The sequence below is a fragment of the Streptomyces sp. JJ66 genome, from assembly GCF_019303495.1.
GTDB lineage: Bacteria > Actinomycetota > Actinomycetes > Streptomycetales > Streptomycetaceae > Streptomyces.
In genome coordinates, this window is sequence record NZ_JAEVFI010000019.1 from 32,761 (window position 1) to 54,403 (window position 21,643).

Here is a 21,643-nt window from a genome sequence, read left to right on the forward strand (position 1 = left end):
CGCCCGCGCCCCCGTGGCGATCTTGTGCCCGGGGCGGGCCGACACCACGTCAGCCCGCCCCGGGCGCCACGCGCTGTCAGCGCCACGCCACCCGGGACGCCGCTCTCGGCGCTCCTCGCTCCCGCACTCCGGCAGGCGTGGCCCCTGGGGCCGTTCCCGTCAGCCCTGCTTCGGCCCGGCCTGCTGGACGACCTCGAAGGACCACAGGGTGGAGCCGGAGGCGGCGGGCTTGTGCTGCTGCCCGCCCCCGCCTTGGTGGGCCGCCTTCATCGGCCCTTCCATCCACGCCTGGAACGCCTCCTCGTCACGCCAGCGGGTGTAGACGAGGTACTGGTCGGTGCCCTCCAGCGGGCGCAGCAGCTCGAACCACTCGAAGCCGTCGGAGTTCTCCACGGAACCGGCACGAGCGCCGAACCGCTGCTCCAGCACCTCCCGCTGCTCATCCGGAACGGTCAGCACGTTGATCTTCACGATGCTCATGCCCCCATCCTGCCGTACCGCGTCCGGGGGCCGCCGCATGCCCGTGGACCGGGGTCAAGCGGAGGCCGGGCGTCCGCCTGAGCCCGGACCAGGTGGCGACTGCGGGGAGTCCGGGGTGCCGCTGGGCGGGGTGAAGGTCACCGGGGTGGTGAAGGCGGCGCGGTGGGTGGCGCGGCGCAGGGCGCGCAGCAGGGTGGGGCCGGTGGTGAGGGTGAGCACGACGGTCAGCGCGGCCCGGGGCAGGTCCCAGCCCAGTGAGGTGGCCAGCCAGTAGGCGGTGAAGCGGGCCAGGTTCGCGGCCACCGGGTCGCCGGGCACGAAGGAGATGGCGGTGCCGAGCCCACCGAGGTAGGGCCACCCCTGGAGGTTCATCACGATTCCGTACGCGACGGCGGCGGGGGCGCCGTAGGCGGCCAGGAGCAGCAGTTCGCGGCGGCCGCGCAGGCGGTGGGGCCGGGGCAGCAGTCCGGCGCCCATGGTCACCCAGCCGAGCGCGAGCATCTGGAACGGCAGCCAGGGGCCGACGCCCGCCGTCAGCAGCGCGGAGGCGAACATCGTCACCGCGCCCAGGACGAATCCGAAGCCGGGTCCCAGGACGCGTCCGGCGAGCACCATGAGGAAGAACATCGGTTCCAGCCCGGCCGTGCCCGCCCCGAGCGGGCGCAGTGCCGCACCGGCTGCGGCGAGGACGCCGAGCATGGCGATGGCCTTGGCGTCCAGGCCGGAGTCGGCGATGGTGGCCACGACGACGGCGAGCAGGAGGGGCAGCAGCGCGGCGAACAGCCAGGGCGCGTCGTTGGAGTGGGCGAGCCCGGAGGCGGAGTCGGCCAGCAGCGGCCAGCCGAACGCGGCGATGCCGACGGCCGAGACCAGCGCCAGCGCGAGGGTGGAGCGGCGGCCGAGGCGCACCGGCCGGGTGCGGGAGGAGTCCGGGGCCACCGTCATGACGTGGCTCCCAGCGCCCGGCGCACCTGTGGCACGGTCAGCCACGGCTGTGGCGCGAGCACCTTCGCCGTCTGGGGCGCGAACGCGGGGGAGGAGACGACGACGTCGGCGGTGGGGCCGTCCGCGACGACCTCACCCTGCGCCATGACCAGCACGCGGTCGGCCAGTTCGGCCGCCAGCTCCACGTCGTGTGTGGCCAGCACGATGGCGTGGCCGCGCGCCGCCAGGTCGTGCAGCACCTCGGTGAGGCGGTGTTTGGCCGCGTAGTCCAGGCCGCGCGTCGGCTCGTCGAGCAGGATCAGCGGGGGCGCGGCGGTGAGCACCACGGCCAGGGCCAGCACCAGCCGCTGGCCCTCGGACAGGTCGCGCGGGTGGACGTCGTCGGCCACGCCGGGCAGCAGCTCGCCGACCAGGGCCCGGCAGGTGCCGCGGTCGGCACCGGCGTCGCGGTCGGCTGCGGCGCACTCGGCGGCTACGGTGTCGGCGGCCAGCAGGTCGCGTGGGTCCTGCGGCACCAGGCCCACGTGGCGCAGCAGCTGGCCGGGTTTGGTGCGGTGCGGGGTGTGGCCGCCGACGCGGACGCTGCCGTGGGCCGGTGCGTGCAGTCCGACCAGCGTGTTCAGCAGGGTTGACTTGCCCGCGCCGTTGCGGCCCATGAGCGCCACGGTCTCGCCCGCCTGGACGGTCAGGCTGACCCGGTGCAGGACGCCGGTGCGGCCCCGGCGCACGTCGAGTGTGGTCACCTGGGCCAGCGGCGCGGGCTCGGCCGGCCGGGTTGCGGCCCCCCGGGCCTCGTCGGCCGGTGACGCGGCGTCCGGGCGCGGCCGGGGCGGCTGCGGTGTGGCGGGCGCGAGCCGTTCGCGCAGCGGGCCCGCGCGGCGCCGGGCGTCGCGCACCGACAGCGGCGGCGGCGACCACCCGGCCAGCTCGCCGAGCTGCACCACCGGCGGCCGTACGGGGGAGTGGGCGAGCAGTTCGGCCGGGTCGCCGAGCTGGGCGGGCGCGCCGCGCTCGGGTAGCAGCAGCACCTGGTCGGCGTACTGGACGACGCGCTCCAGCCGGTGTTCGGCCATCAGTACGGTGGTGCCGAGGTCGTGCACGAGTCGTTGCAGCACCGCCAGTACCTCTTCGGCGGCGCCCGGGTCGAGCGCGGAGGTCGGCTCGTCGAGTACCAGGACGCGCGGGTGGGTGGTGAGCACCGAGCCGATCGCGACCCGCTGCTGCTGGCCGCCGGAGAGCGTGCCGATGGGGCGGTCGCGCAGTTCGGCCAGGCCCAGCAGGTCGAGGGTCTCCTCCACCCGGCGGCGCATGGTGGCCGGGGGCAGGCCGATGGACTCCATGCCGTAGGCGAGTTCGTCCTCCACGGTGTCGGTGACGAAGTGGGCGCGCGGGTCTTGGCCCACCGTGCCCACCACGTCGGCCAGTTCGCGCGGCTTGTGGGTGCGGGTGTCGCGCCCGTCAACGGTCACCCGGCCGTGCAGGGTGCCGCCGGTGAAGTGCGGTACCAGGCCGCAGACGGCGTTCAGCAGCGTTGACTTGCCCACCCCGGACGGGCCGATGAGCAGGACCAGTTCGCCCTCGGGCACGGTGAAGTCGAGCCCGCGGACGGCCGGGGTGGCGGCGTCGGCGTACGTGACCTGGACGTTCTCGAAGCGGATCACGGTTGCGGCCTCCTTGGCGCGCGGACGGATGCGGGCGCGGTCCGGCGGGACGGCTGGGGCGGCTGGGACGGCTGGGACGGCTGGGACGGCTGGGGCGGCGCATCGGCCTGCCGCCTGGCGCGCACCCCGCCGCGCGGCCCTTCCTGCCGTGCTGCGGGCGGTGCCTCGTCCGGGGTGTCCGGCGTCCGCGAGCGGCCCCGGTCCCCGCGCGCACCGGGCAGCGGCGCGACGAGGGCGGGCAGCAGGCCCAGCAGGCAGGCCGCGACGGCGCCCGGCGGCAGGACGGGCGCGGTGAGCGGGACGGCGGGCGGGCGCAGCGCGACCGGATCGCTCACGGCGACGGCCAGCACCCCGGCGGCCACCGCGAGCCCGGAGCCGGACACCAGCCAGGCGCGCACGCCCCACCGGTCCGGCCGGTACCGGGTGCGTACCGTGCGCCGACCGCCCAGCCGTAGCCCCACCAGCGCGAGCAGCACGCCCGCGCCGAGCACCGGCAGCCCGAACGCCGTGCCGTCCTCGGTCAGCAGCCCGTACGTCCCGGCGCACACCCCGAGCAGGCCGCCCAGCGTGCACGCGGTGGTGGCATGCCGCACGGCGCGCGGTACCGGCGCGGTGCGTCCGTAACCGCGCGCGTCCATGGCGGCGGCCAGCGCCACCGACCGCTCCAGCGCACCTTCCAGCACGGGCAGCGCGACCTGGGCGAAGGACCGCAGGCCCCGGTCCGGGCGGCCCCGCAGTCGCCGCGCCGCCCGCAGCCGCAGCACGTCAGCGACGAGGTTCGGCGCGAAGGTGACGGCGACGACAACGGCCACCCCGACCTCGTACAGCGCTCCCGGCAGCGACTTCAGCAGCCGCGCCGGGCTCGCCAGCGCGTTCGCCGCGCCGATGCAGATCAGCAGGGTGGCCAGGCGCAGGGCGTCGCACAGCACGAAGTACAGCGCTTCGGCGCTCACCCGGCCGCCCAGCCGCACGCCCTGCGCCCAGCCGGGCAGCGGCACCTCGGGCAGGGTGAACAGCACGGTGGCGCCGGGCACGGGCGAGCCGAGCACCACCGCGAACAGCAGGCGCAGCACCAGGACCAGCAGGCCCAGGCGCAGGAAGACGCCGTAGGAGCGGGCCCAGGGCGCGTCCGTGCGCCGGGCCGCCACCACGTATCCGGCGACGGCCACCAGCAGCAGGAGCAGCAGCGGGTTGGTGGTGCGGGACGCGGCGGTGGCCAGGCCGAGTGCCCACAGCCACCAGGCCCCGGCGTGCAGCGCGGTGAACCGGTCCGCCAGCGGGGCCCGCAGGGCGGCGAGCGGACCCGGCGTCATGAGCGGCGGCGCCGGACCTGCCACCCGGCCGCACCCGCCAGCAGCACGACGGCCACCACCCCGGCCACGGTCCCGAACGTGCTCACTCCCGCGTCCCCGGCGTCGTCCTCGGTGGCGTCTTCGCCTGCGGCCTCGGCCTCCCGGGTGGTGTCCGCGGCACCGGAGCCCTCCCCGCCCGAGCCCTCGTCAGCCGAGACCTGCTCACCGCAGCCCGTCTCGGGGTAGCCGGAGATCGCGCACAGCAGCGCGGAGGAGTCGTAGCGCAGGGGCTTGGCGGTCGCGGCCAGCGCCTCGGCGGCGGTGCCGTCCGCCGGGACGCGGGCGCACGCCCGCATCGGCTCCGGCGGCCGCTCGCCGGGCGGCGCGTCCCCCGCCGTCCCGGGGTCGATGACGAGCGCCACGCGCTTGTGGCCCTCGCGCGGCGCGGTGTCGGCGCAGACGTCGGCGAAGTCGGCCTCCTGACGCGGCCGGTCGGCCTCGGCGGAGTTCTCACTGACGGCGAACCGGAAGCCCAGCACGGCACCGTCGGCGGGCCGCAGCGTGCCCGGGCCCTCGGTGGCGTAGGACCAGGCGGCGCCCTCGGGGCGGTCCGCGTCCCAGGTCCAGAACACCCAGTACCGGTACCCCTCGGCCTGCGCGGGCGCGGCGCCCAGCACGAGCAGCAGCGTGCCGAGCGCCACAGCGCACGCGGTGCGCGCCGCCGCACGCATCAGTGGTCGCTCCCGGTGCCGGAGGCCGGGTTCGCCGAGTCGGCCGTGTCACCGGACCCGGAGTTCTTGCGGCGCGCGAACACACCGGTGGCGAAGAGCGCGCCGCCGATCGCCGCGGCCACCCCAATCCACAGCGCGGCGTCAAAGCCGTCCTCGGAGCCGTCCCCGGCCCCCTCCTTCTCCTGCTCCTGCGGCTCCCCCTCCTGGGGCGCCGGGCCGGTCGCGGCGAGCTGGGCGACCAGGTCGGTGCCGCCGAACGCGGTCGGGTCACCGCCCGCGGCGCGCACCGCCAGCACCAGCTGGGCCAGCGCGGCCGGGCTCTCCTGGACGCCGGGCCATTCGGTGTGGTGCTCCGCCAGCCAGGCCAGGGGCTGCTCGACGTCGTAGCCACCCCCGGCGAGCGTCAGCACCGCCAGCGTGGTGGTGCCGTAGTCGGGCTGGTCCTCGGCGCCGGGCAGGGCGGACATCAGGTGGCCGTCGTGCGCGGCCAGCTGGGTGTGCAGGTAGGCCGCGCCCGCCTGCGCGGCGTCTTCCCGGGCGAACGCGTCGCCGTCGGTGCAGGCGGGCAGTTCGGGCGCCGCGTCACCGGCCGAGTCGGCGGCGACGGCCAGGCCGGACTCCTGGGCGGCGAGCGCGGCGGCGGCGGTGGCCAGCGCGTTCGGCGCCAGCTTTCCGTCCTCGCCGGGCTGGTAGGCGAACGCGCCGCGCTCCTCCTCGGGCGCCTCGCAGCCGAGCTGGAAGCCGCGCAGGGCGTCGTGGGTGGCCGCCTGGGGCTTCTCCCCGGCGGCGAGCAGCGCGCCCATGACGACGGCGGTGGAGTTGGCGTCCGACGCGCCGCCGGGGTTGTAGCCCCAGCCGCCGTCGTCGTTGCGTACGGACTGAAGCCACTGGACGGCCTCGCCCACCGGCTCGTCGTCCTCGCCCGCGACGGCGGCCAGCGCCTGCACGGCCAGCGCGGTGGCGTTGGTGTCGCGCACGGTGGTGTCGTCGCACGCCTGGCCGGGGTCGGGGCGGTAGGCGGTGAAGGCGCCGTCATCGCACTGCTGGCCGGTCAGCCAGCTCACGGCCGCCTCGGCCGGGGTGACGCCGACGGCGTCCTGGGCGAGCAGCGCGTGGGCGTGGCGGAAGACGCCGTCGTACTGGGGGTCGGCGGTGCCGTACAGCTCCTCGGGCAGCGACGCCCCCGGGGTGGGGGAGGGCGAGTCGTCCGCCAGGGCGAGGGGTGCCGCGGACGCGCACAGGACGGTGGACGCGGCCAGGGCCACGGCGCAGCGGCGGAGGAACATCACGGTGCCTTTCGGTGAACGGGGCCGCGTCAGCCGTCACCGCGCGCGCCGCGCCGGAGCGCGGGCACTGACGGGCTCGGCATCCGCAGACCTCGACGGTGCCGTCGGCCCACTCGGGCCGCCGGGAGCCTGCCCTCCCCACGGGGAGGGCGTACCGCCACGGCCAGGTGTTCCGGCTCGCGCCCGCCCGACGGCACGGCGTCGGTGCGGCACGCTCACGGTTGCGGGTCAGCGCCGGAGTCTCACCGGCTTCCCCCGGCCAGGGCGGGTGCTGCACCGGACACTCTAACGGCGGAGCGCTCACCGCCCGGCGTGCGCCTGGTCACGCACCGCCGTCCACCACGTGCGGTAACGCCTTCCGCACGGCTTGTCACTGATCCTTTCGTGTGACCTACGGGTGTGCATTCCTCACACCTCCTTCGTGACACGCGTGACTACTCGGTCACCCACCGGCATGGAAATCTCGGTGTCACGCCGGATCGACGATCCGCGGCAGGCGGGCCGATCGTCCGCACCCACCGGACCGGTAGGCCGTCCCAGCGGCGGACCGCACCGCGACACCCGGCGCCCGCAACCACCGAGGGGGGACGATGGACAGCCGGTACGAGGCGTACTGCCTGGCGGACGGCCGCTTCTACGAGACCCCTGACCGGCTCTCCACCGGCTCCGGCAACCGCGACGGCGGTCTGGAGACCGCTCGCCGCCCCGTCCCGTCCGGCTGGCGCCACGCCCGCCACGGCGACTGGCTCGAACTGCGCCCGCAAGACGGTGCCTTCCCCGCCCAGGGCTGGAAGATCCACGTGTCCGCCACGCTGGCGAACGCCGACGCCGTGGCCGCCCGGGTCTGGGACTACTGCGTGCCGCGCGGCATCCCCTTCAAGTTCGTGCCCGACCTGCACCTGCTGCACCTGCGCAACGCGAAGTACGCCAGCCGCGCCACCTCCGGCAAGGCCGTCACCGTCTACCCGGTGGACGAGGAGCAGCTGCACACCGTGCTGCGCGAACTGGACGCGCGACTGGCGGGTGAACCCGGCCCGTACATCCTCACCGACCTGCGCTGGAACCAGGGCCCGCTCTACGTCCGCTACGGCGGCTTCGCGCCCCGCACCTGCGTGAACGAGCACGGCCAGCTGGTGCCCGCGATCGAGGACGCCGGCGGCACGCTGATACCCGACCGCAAGGACCCGGTGTTCACCGTCCCGGCGTGGGTGACGCTGCCGCCGTTCCTCCAGCCGCACCTGGACGCCCGCAACGCCTCCTCCGTCGCCGGCCTGCCCTACACCATCGAGCGCGCGCTGCACTTCTCCAACGGCGGCGGCGTCTACGCGGGCAAGGACACCCGCACCGGCGAGGACGTCGTGCTCAAGGAGGGCAGGCCGCACGCCGGTCTCGCGGCCGACGGCGCCGACGCCGTACGCCGCCTGGAGCGCGAGAAGGCCGCGCTGGACCGGCTGGCGGGCACCGGCGTCGCCCCCGGGGTCCGCGACTGGTTCACCCTCGAAGGCCACCGCTTCCTGGTCATGGACTACCTGCCCGGGCAGCCGCTCAACCACTTCTACGCCCAGCGCCACCCGCTGCTCGCTGGCGACCCCGATCCGCGCGCCGTGGCCGACTACACCCAGTGGGCGCTGGCCATCCACCAGGCGGTGGCCGAGGCGGTGGCCGCCGTCCACGCACGCGGACTGGTCTTCAACGACCTGCACATGTTCAACATCATGGTCGCGCCGGACGAGAAGTCGGTGTCCCTGCTGGACTTCGAGGCCGCCGCCCCCGCCGCTGACGACCCCCGGCAGATCGTCGCCCACCCCGGCTTCGTCGCCCCCGGTGACCGCCGTGGCTACGCCATCGACACCTACGCGCTCGCCTGTCTGCGGCTGGCCCTGTTCCTGCCGGTCACCACACTGCTCGCGGTGGACCGCCGCAAGGCGTCCCACCTCGCGGCGGTGATCGCCGAACAGTTCCCGGACGTTCCTGGGGAGTTCCTGGGCGAGGCCGTCGCCGAGATCGAGGGACGGCGGCCAGCCCCCGGCCCACAGGACGGCACGGGCAGCACGGGCACCCCGGACGACGCCGGGAACACGGCCGCGACGAGGACTCCGGCGCGGGAGGCGAACCCGCCTGGCCCCGCGCAGCACCCGGCCCCGCACCCGGCCGACCCCGAACCCCACGTCGCCCCCGCCGACTGGCCGCGCAGCCGGGACGCGATGGTCCGCGCGATCCTCGCCTCCGCCACACCCGAGCGCGACGACCGCCTCTTCCCCGGCGACATCGCCCAGTTCACCGAAGGCGGCGGACTCGGCCTCGCCTACGGAGCCGCGGGGGTGCTGTACGCGCTGGCCGAGACCGGCGCCCCGCGCTACGAACGCGGCGAGCAGTGGCTGCTGGACCACACCGGCCAGCTCCCGCCGCGCACCCCGCTCGGCCTCTACACCGGCCTGCTCGGCGTCGCCCTGCTGCTGGACCGGCTCGGCCACACCGAGCGCGCCGCCCGGCTCGTCGAACAGGTACTGGCCGAACGCTGGCAGCACCTGGGCCACGACCTCGAAGGCGGCCTGGCCGGAGTCGGCCTGGCCCTGGACCACCTGGGCGAGCGCACCGGCGACACCGCCCTGCACGACGCCGCCGGACAGGCACTTCACCGCGCCGCCGACGCCGTGGCCCAGGCCACCGCAGCCGATGGCCGCATCCCCCGCGCTGGCCTGCTGCACGGCGCCACCGGCACCGCCCTGCTCGCCCTGCGCCGCTACGAACGCACCGGCGAGAGCGCCCTGCTGGAGGTGGCCGCCGACGCCCTGCGCCGCGACCTGGCCCGCTGCGTCCCCGACCAGCACGGCGCCCTGCACGTGGACGAGGGCGCGCGCACCATGCCCTACCTCGGCGCGGGCAGCGTCGGCATCGCCGCCGTCCTGGACGACTACCTCCGCCACCGGCCCGGCCAGGAGGCGTTCGAGGAAGCCCGGCGCGCGATCCTGCCCGCCGCCCGCTCCCGGTTCTACGCCCAGCCTGGCCTCTTCCGCGGCCGCGCCGGGATGGTGTGGCATCTCGCCCGCACCACCACCCCCGGCGCCACCCCGGCCGATCTGGCGCGGCAGCTGGACGGGCTGAGCTGGTACGGCATGGCGCACGGCGGCGGGCTGGCCTTCCCCGGCGACCAGATGATGCGCCTGTCCATGGACCTGTACACCGGCACAGCGGGCTGCCTGCTCGCGGTGGGCGCCGCCCGCCACGACGCGCCCGTGCGACTGCCGTTCCTCCCGCCGCTCACGCGGCCCGAGCCGGCCGCACCACCGCAGCGCGCGGCGCGGCCCCACTAGACCTGCCCCGGCCAGGGGTCAGGAAGCAAACCCCGTCCCTACATGAAAGGAAAGAGAACATGGCGCTTCTCGACCTGCAGAAGATGGAGACCCCGGACAACGGCTACGGCGACGTTGGCAGCAACGTCAGCCTGCTGATCTGCGACAAGCACAGCGGTGCCAGCACCATCCTGTGCCTCTGACCGCAGCCGGTCATCCAGGGTCCGCTGACGTGACCGCCTGAGGCCACGTCACCGCAGGCCCGGTCCCGGGCGGCGGCCCAAACCCGCCCGGGACCGTCCCACCGGGTCCCCCGCGCCCCGTGCGCGGGAGACCCGGTGCCGGCGCGTGGCAGGCCGCCCGCGCCGAAACCGGGGGAGACGGCAGGAACCGAGGGAAGCGAGGTGCACGCAAGAGATGACCCCCGCCGACCGCCTCCTGTTCGACGCCCTCCGCCGCAGCGCCCCCCGCGCCACCGCCATCGGGTGCGTCACCACCGCGGACGCCGCCACCGCGCTGGCGCTGCCCGCCGTGCTCGGCCGCACCCTCGATCTCCTCCTCACCGGTGAACCGGCCACCGGATGGCTGGCGTGCAGCGCCGCGCTGCTCGCCGCGCTGTTCCTGCTCGACGCCGCCGAGACCGTCCTCACCGGCACCACCACCGCCCACGCGACCGCACGCCTGCGCACCCGCCTGGTGGGCCACCTGCTCGCCGCCGGCCCGGCCGGAGCCGCCCGGTTCAGCCGTGGCGACCTGGTCACCCGGGGCACCGCGCTCGCCGCCCAGGCCGGTACCGCGCCCGCGTCCGCCGCCGCGCTGCTGTCCGCGCTCGCGCTGCCCGTCGGCGGCATCACCGCGCTCCTGCTCATCGACGTCCGGCTCGCCGCCGTCTTCCTGCTCGGCGCGCCCCTCCTGGTCCTGCTGCTGCGCGCCTTCGCCCGCTCCTCCGGTGACGCCGTCGCCCGCTACCAGCAGGCGCAGGGCCTGATCGCCGGACGGCTGGCCGAAGCGCTCGCCGGTGCCCGCACCGTCGCCGCCGCCGGGACGCTGGAGCGTGAACGCGCCCGTATCCTCGGCCCGCTGCCCCAGCTGAGCCGCGAGGGGCACCGCATGTGGCGGGTGCAGGGCCGGGCCACCGCGCAGGCCGCCGTGCTGGTACCGCTTCTCCAGCTGGCCGTCGTCGCCACGGCCGGATGGCTGCTCGCCGACGGTCAGCTCACCGTCGGCGCCCTGCTCGCCGCCGCCCGCTACGCCGTGCTCGCCAGCGGCATCGGTGTGCTGACGGGCCGCGTCGCCGCGCTGGTCCGTGCCCGCCAGGCAGCCGTCCGGCTCGCCGAGGTGCACGCCGTCCCCGCCGTGCCCTACGGCACCGCCCCGCTCCCGGACGGCCCCGGGACGCTGGAGCTGCGCGGCGTCAGCGCGGTGCGCGACGGACGCACGGTGCTGTCCGGGGTGGACCTCACGGTGCCCGGCGGAGCCACCGTCGCCGTCGTCGGCCGCTCCGGTTCCGGCAAGTCCGAACTGGCCCGGCTGGCGGGCAAGCTGGCCGAGCCGAGCACGGGCACCGTACTGCTCGACGGGCTCCCGCTGGACACGGTGGACGCCGCCTCCCTGCGCGCCGCCGTCGGCTACGCCTTCGAGCGGCCCGCCCTGGTCGGCGGCACCCTCGCCGGGACGATCGGACTCGGCCCCGCCCCGCCCGGCCATGCCGTCGTCCTGGCCGCCGCCCGCGCCGCCCGCGCCGACTCCTTCATCCGCACCCTGCCCGAGGGCTACGCCACCCCCTGCGCCGACGCACCCCTGTCCGGCGGCGAGGTGCAACGCCTGGGGCTGGCCCGCGCCTTCGCCCACGCGGGACGCCTGCTCATCCTGGACGACGCCACCTCCAGCCTGGACACCAGCACCGAACGCCAGGTCACCGCCGTGCTGTTCGCCCCCGAGCGCACCCGCACCCGGCTCGTCGTCGCCCACCGTGCCACCACCGCCGCCCGCGCCGATCTGGTCGCCTGGCTCGACGCGGGCCACCTGCGCGCCCTGGCCCCGCACGCCCGCCTGTGGCACGACCCGGCCTACCGCGCGGTGTTCACCGCCCCGGACGCGGCTCCAGACGCGGCGGCGGCCCCGGGCGCGGACACCACGCGCCCCGCCGACGCGGGCACCCCCGCCCCCACCGCCGCCGGGACCGCCGACGCCGCTCCCGGGACCGCCGGCATCGCAGTCGAGGCCGCCGATGCGTGAGGCCACCCGCACCACCACCAAGGAGCCCGGCACCCGGGGCCTGTTCGCGGCGGGGGCGCGGCGCCTGCGGCAGCGGCCCCGCGCGCTCGGGGCACTCGCCGGGTGGTCGGTGCTGGAGTCCGCGCAGACGTTCCTGCTCGGCCTGGCCGTCGCACACGCGCTGGACGACGGCTTCCTGCGCGGCAGCGTCGGCACCGGACTGGCGTGGCTGGCGCTCGGCGCGCTCGGCGTGCTCGCCGGTTCCTTCGGCGCCGGACGGGTGTACCGGGCGGTCGCCACGCTCGCTGAGCCGATGCGCGACCTGCTGGTCGAGCGTGTCGTCGGCACCGGGCTGCACGCCGCCGTCCGCCGGGGCCGGGCGACCGACTCGGGTGTCGTCTCCCGTCTGACGCACCAGGTCGAGATCGCCCGGGACAGCTTCGCCGGGCTGCTCATGGCGGGCCGCGCCTTCGCCTTCACCTCCGCCGCCGCGCTGGCCGGACTCGCCTCCCTGCACCCGCTGCTGCTCCTGGTGGTGCTGCCCCCGCTGGCCCTCGGCCTGCTGGTCTTCGGACTCTCGCTGCGCCCGCTGGCCCGCCGCCAGCGGGACTTCCTCATCGCCGACGAGGCCATCGCCGAGCACCTGGGCGAGACGGCGGGCGGGCTGCGCGACGTGGTGGCCGCCGGGGCGGAGGAGCCTACGCGGACGGAGGCCGCCGCGCGCGTCGCCGCCGAGCGGCGGGCCGCCGAGGCGCTGGCCCGCTGGGGCGTCACCCGGGCGGCGGCCCTGGGGATCGGCGGACGGCTGCCGGTGGTGCTGCTGCTCGTCCTCACGCCGTGGCTGCTGGCCCGTGGGGTGAGCGCGGGCGCGCTCGCCGGGGCGCTGACCTACCTGCTGCACTCGCTGATCCCCGCGCTGGAGAGCCTGGTGCACGGGCTGGGCAACGCGGGCGCGCGGCTGGCCGTCGTCGTCGGCAGGCTGCGCGGTGCCGACGACGCCCCGCCGACCGCGCCGCCCGCGCCCCCCGCGCCGCCGACCCCGCGCACGCCCGGTACCGCGCTCAGCCTGCGCGGCGTCACCTTCGCCTACGGGCGGCGCGCGCAGCCGGTGCTCGACGGGGTGAACCTGTGCCTGCCGCGCGGGGGCCACCTGGCCGTGGTCGGCACCAGCGGCACCGGCAAGTCCACGCTCGCGCTGCTCCTCGCCGGGCTGCTGACGCCGGACGCCGGTCACCTCGCCGTACGCGGGCCGGTGGCGCTGGTCCCGCAGGAGGCGTACGTCTTCACCGGCACGCTGCGCGCCAACCTCACCTACCTGTGCCCGGACCCGGTGCCCGACGCCGCGCTGCACCGGGCGCTGGAGGCCACCGGTGGCGCCGATCTGGCCGGGCGGCTGGGCGGGCTGGACGCCGACGTCGATCCGGAGCGGCTGTCGGCGGGGGAGCGGCAGCGGCTGGCGCTGGCGCGGGCGTACGCGGCACCGGCGTCGCTGGTCGTGCTGGACGAGGCCACCTGCCATCTGGACCCGGCCGCCGAGGCACGCGCGGAGCAGGCGTTCCGGCGGCGGCCCGGCACCCTGGTGGTGATCGCGCACCGGATCAGCTCCGCCCGGCGCGCCGACCTCGTGCTGGTGCTGGACGGCGCCCGCTCGCGGTGCGGCACCCCGGGGGAGGTGGCGTCCGCCTCCGCGCGCTACCGCGAGCTGGCGGGCGCCTGGGAGGCGGCGGTGCCGGACGCGGCGGACGCGTCCGGCACCGCAAGTGCGGCAAGCACCGCAAGCTCACAGCCAGCCGGAGCGCTGGGCGATACAGATGGCGTCCACCCGGTTGCGGGCGCCGGTCTTCCGGGTGATCGCTGACATGTAGTTCCGTATCGTGCCGTTGCTCAGGTGCAGCGAACTGGCGATCTCCGCGACCGACGCGCCCTCGGCGGCCAGGGACAGCACGCTCAGTTCACGCCGGGTCAGCGGGAGTTGGGTGGCCTGGAGGAAGCCGAAGGCCAGCGAGGCATCGACGAAACGTTCCCCCTTGGCGACCTGCCGTATCCCGGCCAGCAGCTCCTGGGGACTCGCGTCCTTGTTGACGTAGCCCTGCGCGCCCGCCTCCACCGCCTGCCGCAGTGTTCCCGGACGACCCGGGGTAGCCAGGACCAGGACCCGGCAGGTCGGTGCGGGCAGCTCGCGGCGCAGGGCGTCGAGGTCCCGCTGTTCGCCCCCGGCGCCCTCGTCCAGATCGGCCACGCACACGTCCGCCCCGGCCGAGCGTGCCGCGCGGCCCGCTTGTCTCCACGGCGCGGTGCTCACGTCCATGTCCTGTGCCTTGCTGAGCAGTTGGGCCAGGCCCGACCTCAGCAGGCGCGTGTCGTGTACGAGCAAGACCCGGATCACTGACGCTACCTCCCGTGCATCTCCGCACAGCCGGCCGTTCCTGCCGCGCGGTTCGTCGCCTACCCCGGGTGGCCACGGCCTACGGGATGGGTGACAGCGGCCATTGAATCCGCACCACTCGGCGACGACCATTCAAATCAAGCCACGTGGAGGTACGGAAGCGCGCACGCCGTGTCTCAATGCGCCTACTGTGCGCCCTCGGAGGTCTCGCGGTTCGCCGGGTGTGCTTCCGCCAGGCGACACACCGTCTTCAGGTCCGTACCCACGGTTTCGATGGTCGTCCGCCCGGACAGCCAGCTGATGAGCAGGGAGAACCAGGTGTGCTCGATGACCCGGACGGCGGAGAGCTGTGCGGGTGTGGGCGCACCGCCCGCTTTCATCGCGTCCAGCACGATCCCGCTGGTGATCTCCAGGACGGTATCCACCTCGGCGCGCACCGACCGATCCGCCGAAGTCAGCGCCCGCACCATGGCGGAGGCCAGGTGTGGCTCGTCCCGCATGGCGTGAAATGCGCGCATCAGCGTCTCCGCCACCCGCGCCCCCGCACCCGGTCCGTGCGGTGGGTCCGCGTCCAGGGTTCCGTGCAGCAGCCGCAACTGGTCCTGAAGGACGGCCACCAGCAGGTGAATCTTCGACGGAAAATAGCGGTACAGCGTGCCGAGTGCCACCCCGGCAGACTCGGCGACCTCGCGCATCTGCACGGCCTCGAAACCACCCCCACGGGCGAGATCGGTAGCGGCCCGCAAGATGCCCTGCCGCCGCGCCCGCTGTTGGCCCGAGCGTCCCCGGCGCGGGGCGTGCGGCACGTCGGCGCCCGTGGTGTGCCCGGCGCCCGGTGCGGGTCCGGCAGCCGCGCCCGGAGCGCCCGAGCGCCCGGTCCCCGCCCGCGCCGTCCTCGCGGGCGGTGTGGCTGCCCCGGCTGTCCCCGCCGACGCGTGCGGTGGCGCGGCGGGTGTGGGCGAGGTGGCCCGGTGCGGGCCGGGCGGTGGCGTGGCGGGTGAGCTCATGGTGTCGTCAGGTGGCCGTATTTCTGTGCTGGTCGTCGCGATCGTGCGCTTGCGTGGTCGCCGTGCCGTCCCGGGCATTTTGCCGCCCCGGCCGCGTGCTCCGGGTTCCGCGCGTACTCGGGGCGTCCGGGCGATCGGCGCGGGCCGCGACCGTGGTGGGAATCACCGGGTCCGCTCCGGGCGGCGTGGTGACCGGCCGGTAGATTCAGGGGCGCGGCGTACCGGCCGCACTCCGGAGTGAAACTTGTTCTACCTTAGCGCGAGCGGTTACGCTCCCGCGACCATCCGGCACGGAACCCGGCACGAAGGGACGGACGGCGAGTGACCGCCAAGGCCATACGCGACGCGGCGTCCGCACCCCGGCACGCCCCCGGCCCCGGCGGCGGCCGCCCGCTGCGCATCGCCCTGCTGACCTACAAGGGCAACCCCTTCTGCGGCGGCCAGGGCGTCTACGTGCGCCACCTCTCCCGCGAACTGGCCCGCCTGGGCCACCGCGTCGAGGTCATCGGAGCCCAGCCGTACCCCGTGGTGGACGAGGGCGTCACCCTCACCGAGCTGCCGAGCCTGGACCTCTACCGCCAGCCCGACCCGTTCCGCACCCCGCGCCGCGCGGAGTACCGCGACTGGGTGGACGCGCTGGAGGTCGCCACCATGTGGACCGGCGGCTTCCCCGAGCCGCTGACGTTCTCGCTGCGCGCCCGCCGCCACCTCGCCGCCCGCCGTGGCCAGTTCGACGTCGTCCACGACAACCAGACCCTTGGCTACGGCCTGCTCGGCGGCCCGCCCGTGCTCGGCGCACCGCTGGTCACCACCATCCACCACCCCATCACCGTGGACCGGCAGCTCGACCTCGCCGCCGCCGACACCCTCAGGCGTCGCCTGTCCGTGCGCCGCTGGTACGGCTTCACCCGCATGCAGCGCCGCGTCGCCCGCCGCCTGCCCTCCGTCCTCACCGTCTCCGGCACCTCGCGCCAGGAGATCGTGGACCACCTCGGCGTGCGTGGCGACCGCGTCCACGTCGTCCACATCGGCGCCGACACCGACCTGTTCACCCCCGACCCGGCCGTGCCGCAGGTCCCCGGACGCATCGTCACCACCTCCAGCGCCGACGTGCCGCTCAAGGGGCTGGTGTACCTGGTGGAGGCGCTGGCCAAGGTCCGCACCGAACAGCCCGACGCGCACCTGGTCGTCGTCGGCCGCCGCGCGGACGACGGCCCCGTCGCCGCCGCCATCGAACGCTTCGGCCTGCACGCGCCCGACCGCACCGGCCGCCGCCCCGTCGAGTTCGTCAAGGGCATCACCGACCGCGAACTCGCCGACCTGGTGCGCGGCGCGCAGCTCGCCTGCGTCCCCTCCCTCTACGAGGGCTTCTCGCTGCCCGCCGCCGAGGCCATGGCCACCGGCACACCGCTGATCGCCACCACCGGCGGCGCCCTGCCCGAGGTCGCCGGACCCGACGGTGAGACCTGCCTCGCGGTGCCGCCCGGCGACCCCGGCGCCCTCGCCGGCGCCCTCGCCCGCCTGCTCGCCGACGCCCCGCTGCGCGCCCGCCTCGGCGCCGCCGGACGCGCCCGCGTACTCAGCCGCTTCACCTGGCGGCAGGCGGCCCTCGGCACCGCCGCGCACTACCGCGAGGCCATCGCCCGCGCTACCGCCGCCCGTTCGCGCACCTGACCACCGCCCGCCCGCTGACGCCCCTCGCCACGAAAGCAGAACCCCTGTGCTGACCGTCGACTTCTCCCGGTTCCCGCTCGCCCCGGGCGACCGCGTCCTCGACCTGGGCTGCGGCGCCGGACGCCACGCCTTCGAGTGCTACCGGCGCGGCGCCCAGGTGGTCGCCCTGGACCGCAACGCCGAGGAGATCCGTGAGGTGGCCACCTGGTTCGCGGCCATGGAAGAGGCCGGCGAAGCCCCGCCCGGCGCCACCGCCACCGCGATGGAGGGCGACGCGCTGGCCCTGCCCTTCCCCGACGACAGCTTCGACGTCGTCATCATCTCCGAGGTGATGGAGCACATCCCCGACGACAAGGGCGTGCTCGCCGAGCTGGTGCGGGTGCTGCGCCCCGGTGGCCGCATCGCCGTCACCGTCCCCCGCTACGGGCCGGAGAAGGTGTGCTGGGCGCTGTCCGACGCCTACCACGAGGTCGAGGGCGGACACATCCGCATCTACCGGGCGACCGAACTGCTCGCCCGGCTGCGGGAGGCGGGCCTGCGCCCCTACGGCACCCACCACGCCCACGCGCTGCACTCGCCCTACTGGTGGCTGAAGTGCGCCTTCGGCGTGGACAACGCCCAGGCCCTGCCGGTCCGCGCCTACCACAAGCTCCTGGTGTGGGACATCATGAAGAAGCCGCTCGCCACGCGCCTGGCCGAGCGCGCGCTCGACCCGCTGATCGGCAAGAGCTTCGTCGCCTACGCCACCAAGCCGCACCTGCCCCGCGCCGCCGCCTCCGCCCACGCCGCCGCTGAGGGCGCTGCGTGACGAGCCCGGAGCGCACCGAACGCCTCGTCCTGCCCGGCGTCCTCACCGCCGAGCAGGCGTCCCAGACCGTCGCGGGCATCCTCGCGCAGCAGCGCCCGGACGGCGCCATTCCCTGGTTCCGTGGCCACCACCTCGACCCGTGGGACCACGTGGAAGCCGCGATGGCGCTCGACACGGCGGGCGAACACACCGCCGCCGAGGCCGCCTACCGCTGGCTCGCCGACCACCAGCTGCCCGACGGCTCCTGGTACGCCGCCTACGCCGACGGCGCCGCCGACACGCCCACCGACCGGGGCCGCGAGTCCAACTTCTGCGCCTATGTGGCCGTCGGCGTCTGGCACCACTACCTGTCCACCGGCGACGACACCTTCCTGGACCGCGTGTGGCCCGTCGTCGTCGCCGCCGTGGACTTCGTGCTGGCGCTCCAGCAGCCAGGCGGGCCCCTCGCGTGGAAGCGGGAGGACGACGGCACCGTACGCACCGAGGCGCTGCTCACCGGCTGCTCCTCCAGCTACCAGGCCGTGCGCTGCGCGCTGGCCATCGCCGAACACCGCGAGGAACCGCAGCCCGACTGGGAACTGGCCGTCGGCCGCCTCGGCCACGCCATCACCCACCACCCCGAGCGGTTCGCCGACAAGTCCCGCTACTCGATGGACTGGTACTACCCCGTCCTCGCCGGAGCCCTCACCGGTCCGGCCGCCAAGGCACGCATCGAGGAGGGCTGGGACCGCTTCGTCGTCCCCGGTCTCGGCGTCCGCTGCGTCACCCCCAACCCCTGGGTGACCGGCGGCGAGAGCGCCGAACTCGCGCTCGCGCTGTGGACGATGGGAGAGGCCGACCGCGCGGTGGAGATCCTGCGGTCCATGGCCCACCTGCGTGCCCCGAACGGCATGTACTGGACCGGCTACGTCTTCGCCGACGACGCCATCTGGCCCCGCGAGCAGACCGCCTGGACCGCCGGTTCCCTCCTCCTCGCCACGGCCGCCCTGGGCGGCGACGAGGCGACCACGGAGATCTTCACTCCCGCGAACCTCCCTCCGGGCCTGCCCCCGGACTGCTGCGGGTAGCACGCCACGGGGCCGGCCCGCCCGGCAACGCGCCGCCTCCTCGGCCGCGTCCGGCCGGGCTCGCGTCTGGTCGGCTCTCCGCGCCGGTTGCGCTGGCACGGCGCAAAGAGCCGACTCCCCGCGCAACAGAAGACCCCGGCCCCCGTGAGGGAGCCGGGGCCTGGTGCGCCCGGGGCGGCGGTCAGCCGCGCTGGATGCCGGAGGTGTCCTGGAGCAGGCCGCGGCGGCCATCCTGGGTCTGGGCGATGAGCGCCTGTCCTCGCTGCTCGACCGCCAGGTACCAGACGCCCGGTGTCAGCTCGGCCACCGGCTGGGGCGAGCCGTCCTCGCCGACGAGCGGGCGCGCGGCCGGAACCGCGAACCAGAACGGCTGGAAGTTCGGGTCGGCCTGCGGCTGGGCGGCGGCGGGCTGGGGCGCCTGGGCGGCCTGCGGGGCAGCGGCGGCGTGGGCCTGCTGCGGCTGCTGGCCAGCGTAGGGCTGCTGCTCGGCGTACGGCTGCTGCGGCTGCTGCCCGCCGTAGGGAGCCTGCGCGTCATAGGGCGCCTGCGCCTCGTGCGGCGCGCCGGGCTGGGGGCCGTTCGGGTAGCCGTAGGACGGCTGGCCGCCCTGCGGGTAGCCGTACCCGGGCTGCTGCCCGTACGGCTGCTGGCCCGCCTTCGGGCCACCGGCCGGGATCAGCGGCGCGCGCAGGACGGGCACGAACTGCGGCAGCACGGCCCCGGCCAGCAGCACGATGAGCGCGATGAAGGCGATGATCTGGCCCGCGCCGATGTCCAGGCCCTCCTTGGCGGCGCTGGCGCTGCCGAACAGCGTCCACAGGGCAGTCCAGAACGCGAAGACGCTCAGGGCCACGCCCCACTGGTCCAGCTTGAGGCCGAGCAGCTTGAACTCGGGCGACAGGAACCGGGACCCCGCGATCAGCCCGGCTGCGAAGAACCCGGCCAGGAAGACGGACGGCATGACCGGCCACCAGAAGTTCGACCAGCCGTTCCAGCTCTGGAACCCGGCGGAGTAGAAGTCGAGGAACGAGGCGATGAACAGCACAACCGCTGCTCCGATCACCACTGCGTCGCCTCGACTGAGCGAGCGGTTGTTCACGTCAGGTCCTTTGCCGATCTCGTCGTCATGGTCCGGTCATCACGGGGGCGGCCCCTATCGTACGGATTCCCCGATCAACCGGCGGGCGACCCCCTGGTTCGGTTCCCGCTGCGGGCGTGGTCAGCGCCCATCCGCCAGGTATGCGGCGATACCGTCGGCGATGCCGTGGCCCGCGCGCTCGCGCCACGCCGAGTCGGTGAGGAGTGCGGCGTCGGCGGAGTCGCGCAGGTTGCCGCATTCCAGGAACACCTTGGGGACGGTGGTCAGGTTCAGTCCGGCGAGGTCGTCGCGCACGTCCAGGCCCGAGGCGGCGGTGCGCGGGCCGAGGTAGCGGGCGGGTTCGGTGTCCGTCGCCGAAGCGAACCGGGTGACCAGGTGCTCGCCGAGTGCCCGCGACGGGGCGGTGACGGCCCGGGTGTCCGCCGACCCCTCGTTCACCTCGGCGGGCAGGATGACGTGGAAGCCGCGCTGCCCGGGGCCCGCCCCGTCGGCGTGGACGGACACCACCGCGTCGGCCTCCGCCTCGTTGCCGATCCGGGCCCGCTCGTCCACGCACGGTCCGAAGGGCCGGTCGCCGTTCTGGGTCAACCGCACGGTGGCGCCCAGCGCTTGCAGGCGCTGTTGGGCGGCGCGGGCCACGTCCAACGTGAACTCGGCCTCCGCGTACCCGTCCTGGGTGGAGGCCCCGGCCGTGTCGCACGGTTTGCGGTGGTTCCCGGCGTCCACGAGCCGCGCCATCTCCTGCGGATGCTGTCCGTTGCCGGGATTGTGCCCCGGGTCCAGTACGACGACGGCACCGCGCAGCGGCCCGTCCGCCCCCGGCTCGCCTGACTCCTGCGGCGCCACCTTGCCCGGCGGTGAGGCGGGGCGCGTGGTCGGTGACGGCGCGGGCCGCTCGCCTCCGCGTGCCAGCAGCCACGCCACCGCGCCGAGCAGGCACAGCGGCAGCAGCACGGCGACGGCGACGAAACCCCGGCGCGCGGGCGTCACCTCAGCGGCCCGCCATGGTGCGGCGCAGCACGCGCAGCGAGCCCGTACCCGGCTCCTCGGTGAACTCCCCGGACTCCAGCGCGCGCTGGTAGACGTGGAACGGCGCCGGTCCGCCGTCGGCCGGGTCGGGGAAGACGTCGTGGATGACCAGCAACCCGCCGACGGCCACCTGTGGCGCCCACCCGGCGTAGTCGGCCTGCGCGTGCTCCTCGGTGTGGCCGCCGTCGATGAAGACGAGCCCGAGCGGGGCGCGCCACAGCGCGGCGGCCTGCGGCGAGCGGCCGACGAGCGCGAGCACGTGCTCTTCCAGGCCCGCGCCGTGCAGGGTGCGGCGGAAGGCGGGCAGCGTGTCCATCGCGCCCACGTGCGGATCGACCAGTTCGGTGTCGTGGTACTCCCAGCCCGGCTGCTGCTCCTCGCTGCCACGGTGGTGGTCAACGGTGACGACCGTGACGCCGGTGCGGCGCGCGACGTCCGCGAGCAGCAGGGTGGAGCGGCCGCAGTAGGTGCCGACCTCCAGCAGCGGCAGGCCCAGCCGGGCGGCCCGGTGCGCCGCCGCGTACAGGGCCAGGCCCTCGTGGCGGGGCATGAATCCCTTGGCGGCCTCGAAAGCGGCGAGGAGGTCCGGGTCCGGTACCGGGGTCCCGGAGGGGTCGGGTGACGTCATGCGGGTCATGCTGCCGCATGGCGCTGAGCGGCGGGCGCGG

At 75.6% G+C, this 21,643-nt stretch carries 18 protein-coding genes and 1 riboswitch; of the genes, 7 read left to right on the forward strand and 11 right to left on the reverse strand.

Annotated features, from left to right (window positions below; translation table 11 throughout):
- Positions 1-159: 159 nt before the first annotated feature.
- From JJV70_RS15385 to JJV70_RS15410, 6 genes are read right to left on the reverse strand one after another with little or no spacing between them, the layout of a single operon-like run.
- Positions 160-480 carry an antibiotic biosynthesis monooxygenase gene (locus JJV70_RS15385; protein ID WP_219048543.1) on the reverse strand — a complete coding sequence of 107 codons (321 nt, stop codon included), beginning with the start codon at positions 478-480 and terminating at the stop codon, positions 160-162.
- A gap of 54 nt (positions 481-534) precedes the next feature.
- The gene (locus JJV70_RS15390) at positions 535-1,425 is read right to left on the reverse strand and encodes an ECF transporter S component (protein WP_219048544.1); all 891 of its coding nucleotides are present in this window, start codon (positions 1,423-1,425) and stop codon (positions 535-537) included.
- Positions 1,422-3,086 carry an ABC transporter ATP-binding protein gene (locus JJV70_RS15395; RefSeq protein ID WP_219048545.1) on the reverse strand — a complete coding sequence of 555 codons (1,665 nt, stop codon included), beginning with the start codon at positions 3,084-3,086 and terminating at the stop codon, positions 1,422-1,424. The genes JJV70_RS15390 and JJV70_RS15395 overlap by 4 nt, the downstream gene beginning before the upstream one ends.
- Positions 3,083-4,399 carry an energy-coupling factor transporter transmembrane protein EcfT gene (locus JJV70_RS15400; protein WP_219048546.1) on the reverse strand — a complete coding sequence of 439 codons (1,317 nt, stop codon included), beginning with the start codon at positions 4,397-4,399 and terminating at the stop codon, positions 3,083-3,085. Before JJV70_RS15400 ends, JJV70_RS15395 begins: the two co-directional genes overlap by 4 nt.
- Positions 4,396-5,109, reverse strand: coding sequence for an SCO2322 family protein (locus JJV70_RS15405; protein ID WP_219048547.1), 714 nt, complete (start codon positions 5,107-5,109; stop codon positions 4,396-4,398). Before JJV70_RS15405 ends, JJV70_RS15400 begins: the two co-directional genes overlap by 4 nt.
- Positions 5,109-6,395 carry a prenyltransferase/squalene oxidase repeat-containing protein gene (locus tag JJV70_RS15410; RefSeq protein ID WP_219048548.1) on the reverse strand — a complete coding sequence of 429 codons (1,287 nt, stop codon included), beginning with the start codon at positions 6,393-6,395 and terminating at the stop codon, positions 5,109-5,111. The genes JJV70_RS15405 and JJV70_RS15410 overlap by 1 nt, the downstream gene beginning before the upstream one ends.
- Positions 6,396-6,560: 165 nt before the next feature.
- A riboswitch (cobalamin riboswitch) is annotated at positions 6,561-6,651 on the reverse strand.
- Between the two features lie 334 nt (positions 6,652-6,985).
- Between JJV70_RS15410 and lanKC the strand changes: the two genes are divergently transcribed.
- From lanKC to JJV70_RS15430, 4 genes are all read left to right on the forward strand, one after another.
- Positions 6,986-9,709 (forward strand): class III lanthionine synthetase LanKC, encoded by a 2,724-nt coding sequence (gene lanKC, locus JJV70_RS15415; protein WP_219048549.1) that lies wholly within the window; start codon positions 6,986-6,988, stop codon positions 9,707-9,709.
- A gap of 59 nt (positions 9,710-9,768) precedes the next feature.
- Positions 9,769-9,891 carry a SapB/AmfS family lanthipeptide gene (locus JJV70_RS15420; protein WP_219048550.1) on the forward strand — a complete coding sequence of 41 codons (123 nt, stop codon included), beginning with the start codon at positions 9,769-9,771 and terminating at the stop codon, positions 9,889-9,891.
- Between the two features lie 214 nt (positions 9,892-10,105).
- On the forward strand, positions 10,106-11,926 hold the full coding sequence (locus tag JJV70_RS15425; protein ID WP_219048551.1) for an ABC transporter ATP-binding protein: 1,821 nt from the start codon (positions 10,106-10,108) through the stop codon (positions 11,924-11,926).
- Positions 11,919-13,763, forward strand: a complete 1,845-nt coding sequence (locus tag JJV70_RS15430; protein ID WP_257574011.1) for an ABC transporter ATP-binding protein — start codon at positions 11,919-11,921, stop codon at positions 13,761-13,763. The genes JJV70_RS15425 and JJV70_RS15430 overlap by 8 nt, the downstream gene beginning before the upstream one ends.
- Here the strand turns inward: JJV70_RS15430 and JJV70_RS22840 are convergent.
- Both JJV70_RS22840 and JJV70_RS15435 read right to left on the reverse strand, forming a co-directional pair.
- On the reverse strand, positions 13,686-14,291 hold the full coding sequence (locus JJV70_RS22840; RefSeq protein ID WP_374227307.1) for a LuxR C-terminal-related transcriptional regulator: 606 nt from the start codon (positions 14,289-14,291) through the stop codon (positions 13,686-13,688). The two genes, JJV70_RS15430 and JJV70_RS22840, sit on opposite strands and share 78 nt — an antisense overlap.
- 185 nt (positions 14,292-14,476) lie before the next feature.
- The gene (locus JJV70_RS15435; RefSeq protein ID WP_308294829.1) at positions 14,477-15,097 is read right to left on the reverse strand and encodes a TetR family transcriptional regulator; all 621 of its coding nucleotides are present in this window, start codon (positions 15,095-15,097) and stop codon (positions 14,477-14,479) included.
- Positions 15,098-15,619: 522 nt separating this feature from the next.
- Here JJV70_RS15435 and JJV70_RS15440 point away from each other — a divergent pair.
- Genes JJV70_RS15440 through JJV70_RS15450 form a run of 3 tightly spaced genes read left to right on the forward strand, consistent with a single transcriptional unit; the run spans position 15,620 to position 18,847 of the window.
- On the forward strand, positions 15,620-16,972 hold the full coding sequence (locus tag JJV70_RS15440; protein WP_219048553.1) for a glycosyltransferase family 4 protein: 1,353 nt from the start codon (positions 15,620-15,622) through the stop codon (positions 16,970-16,972).
- Between the two features lie 46 nt (positions 16,973-17,018).
- Entirely contained in the window at positions 17,019-17,780 is a 762-nt protein-coding gene (locus tag JJV70_RS15445) for a class I SAM-dependent methyltransferase (protein WP_219048554.1), read from the forward strand.
- On the forward strand, positions 17,777-18,847 hold the full coding sequence (locus tag JJV70_RS15450; protein WP_219048555.1) for a prenyltransferase: 1,071 nt from the start codon (positions 17,777-17,779) through the stop codon (positions 18,845-18,847). The genes JJV70_RS15445 and JJV70_RS15450 overlap by 4 nt, the downstream gene beginning before the upstream one ends.
- 181 nt (positions 18,848-19,028) lie before the next feature.
- On the opposite strand, the gene JJV70_RS15455 is transcribed toward JJV70_RS15450, so the two are convergent.
- The 3 genes from JJV70_RS15455 to JJV70_RS15465 form a co-directional block, all read right to left on the reverse strand.
- A complete protein-coding gene (locus tag JJV70_RS15455) occupies positions 19,029-19,946 on the reverse strand; it encodes a DUF5336 domain-containing protein (protein WP_219048556.1) in 918 nt (305 codons plus the stop codon).
- Positions 19,947-20,066: 120 nt separating this feature from the next.
- Complete coding sequence (locus tag JJV70_RS15460) at positions 20,067-20,936, reverse strand: N-acetylmuramoyl-L-alanine amidase (protein ID WP_219048557.1); 870 nt, start codon at positions 20,934-20,936, stop codon at positions 20,067-20,069.
- Between the two features lies 1 nt (position 20,937).
- Entirely contained in the window at positions 20,938-21,612 is a 675-nt protein-coding gene (locus JJV70_RS15465; protein WP_219048558.1) for a class I SAM-dependent methyltransferase, read from the reverse strand.
- Between the last annotated feature and the right edge of the window lie 31 nt (positions 21,613-21,643).

Coding starts and splice junctions, on each gene's coding strand:
- JJV70_RS15385 (WP_219048543.1), bottom strand. CDS start 480: ATGAGCATCGTGAAGATCAACGTGCTGACCGTTCCGGATGAGCAGCGG.
- JJV70_RS15390 (WP_219048544.1), bottom strand. CDS start 1,425: ATGACGGTGGCCCCGGACTCCTCCCGCACCCGGCCGGTGCGCCTCGGC.
- JJV70_RS15400 (WP_219048546.1), bottom strand. CDS start 4,399: ATGACGCCGGGTCCGCTCGCCGCCCTGCGGGCCCCGCTGGCGGACCGG.
- JJV70_RS15405 (WP_219048547.1), bottom strand. CDS start 5,109: ATGCGTGCGGCGGCGCGCACCGCGTGCGCTGTGGCGCTCGGCACGCTG.
- JJV70_RS15410 (WP_219048548.1), bottom strand. CDS start 6,395: ATGTTCCTCCGCCGCTGCGCCGTGGCCCTGGCCGCGTCCACCGTCCTG.
- lanKC (WP_219048549.1), top strand. CDS start 6,986: ATGGACAGCCGGTACGAGGCGTACTGCCTGGCGGACGGCCGCTTCTAC.
- JJV70_RS15420 (WP_219048550.1), top strand. CDS start 9,769: ATGGCGCTTCTCGACCTGCAGAAGATGGAGACCCCGGACAACGGCTAC.
- JJV70_RS15425 (WP_219048551.1), top strand. CDS start 10,106: ATGACCCCCGCCGACCGCCTCCTGTTCGACGCCCTCCGCCGCAGCGCC.
- JJV70_RS15430 (WP_257574011.1), top strand. CDS start 11,919: ATGCGTGAGGCCACCCGCACCACCACCAAGGAGCCCGGCACCCGGGGC.
- JJV70_RS15465 (WP_219048558.1), bottom strand. CDS start 21,612: ATGACCCGCATGACGTCACCCGACCCCTCCGGGACCCCGGTACCGGAC.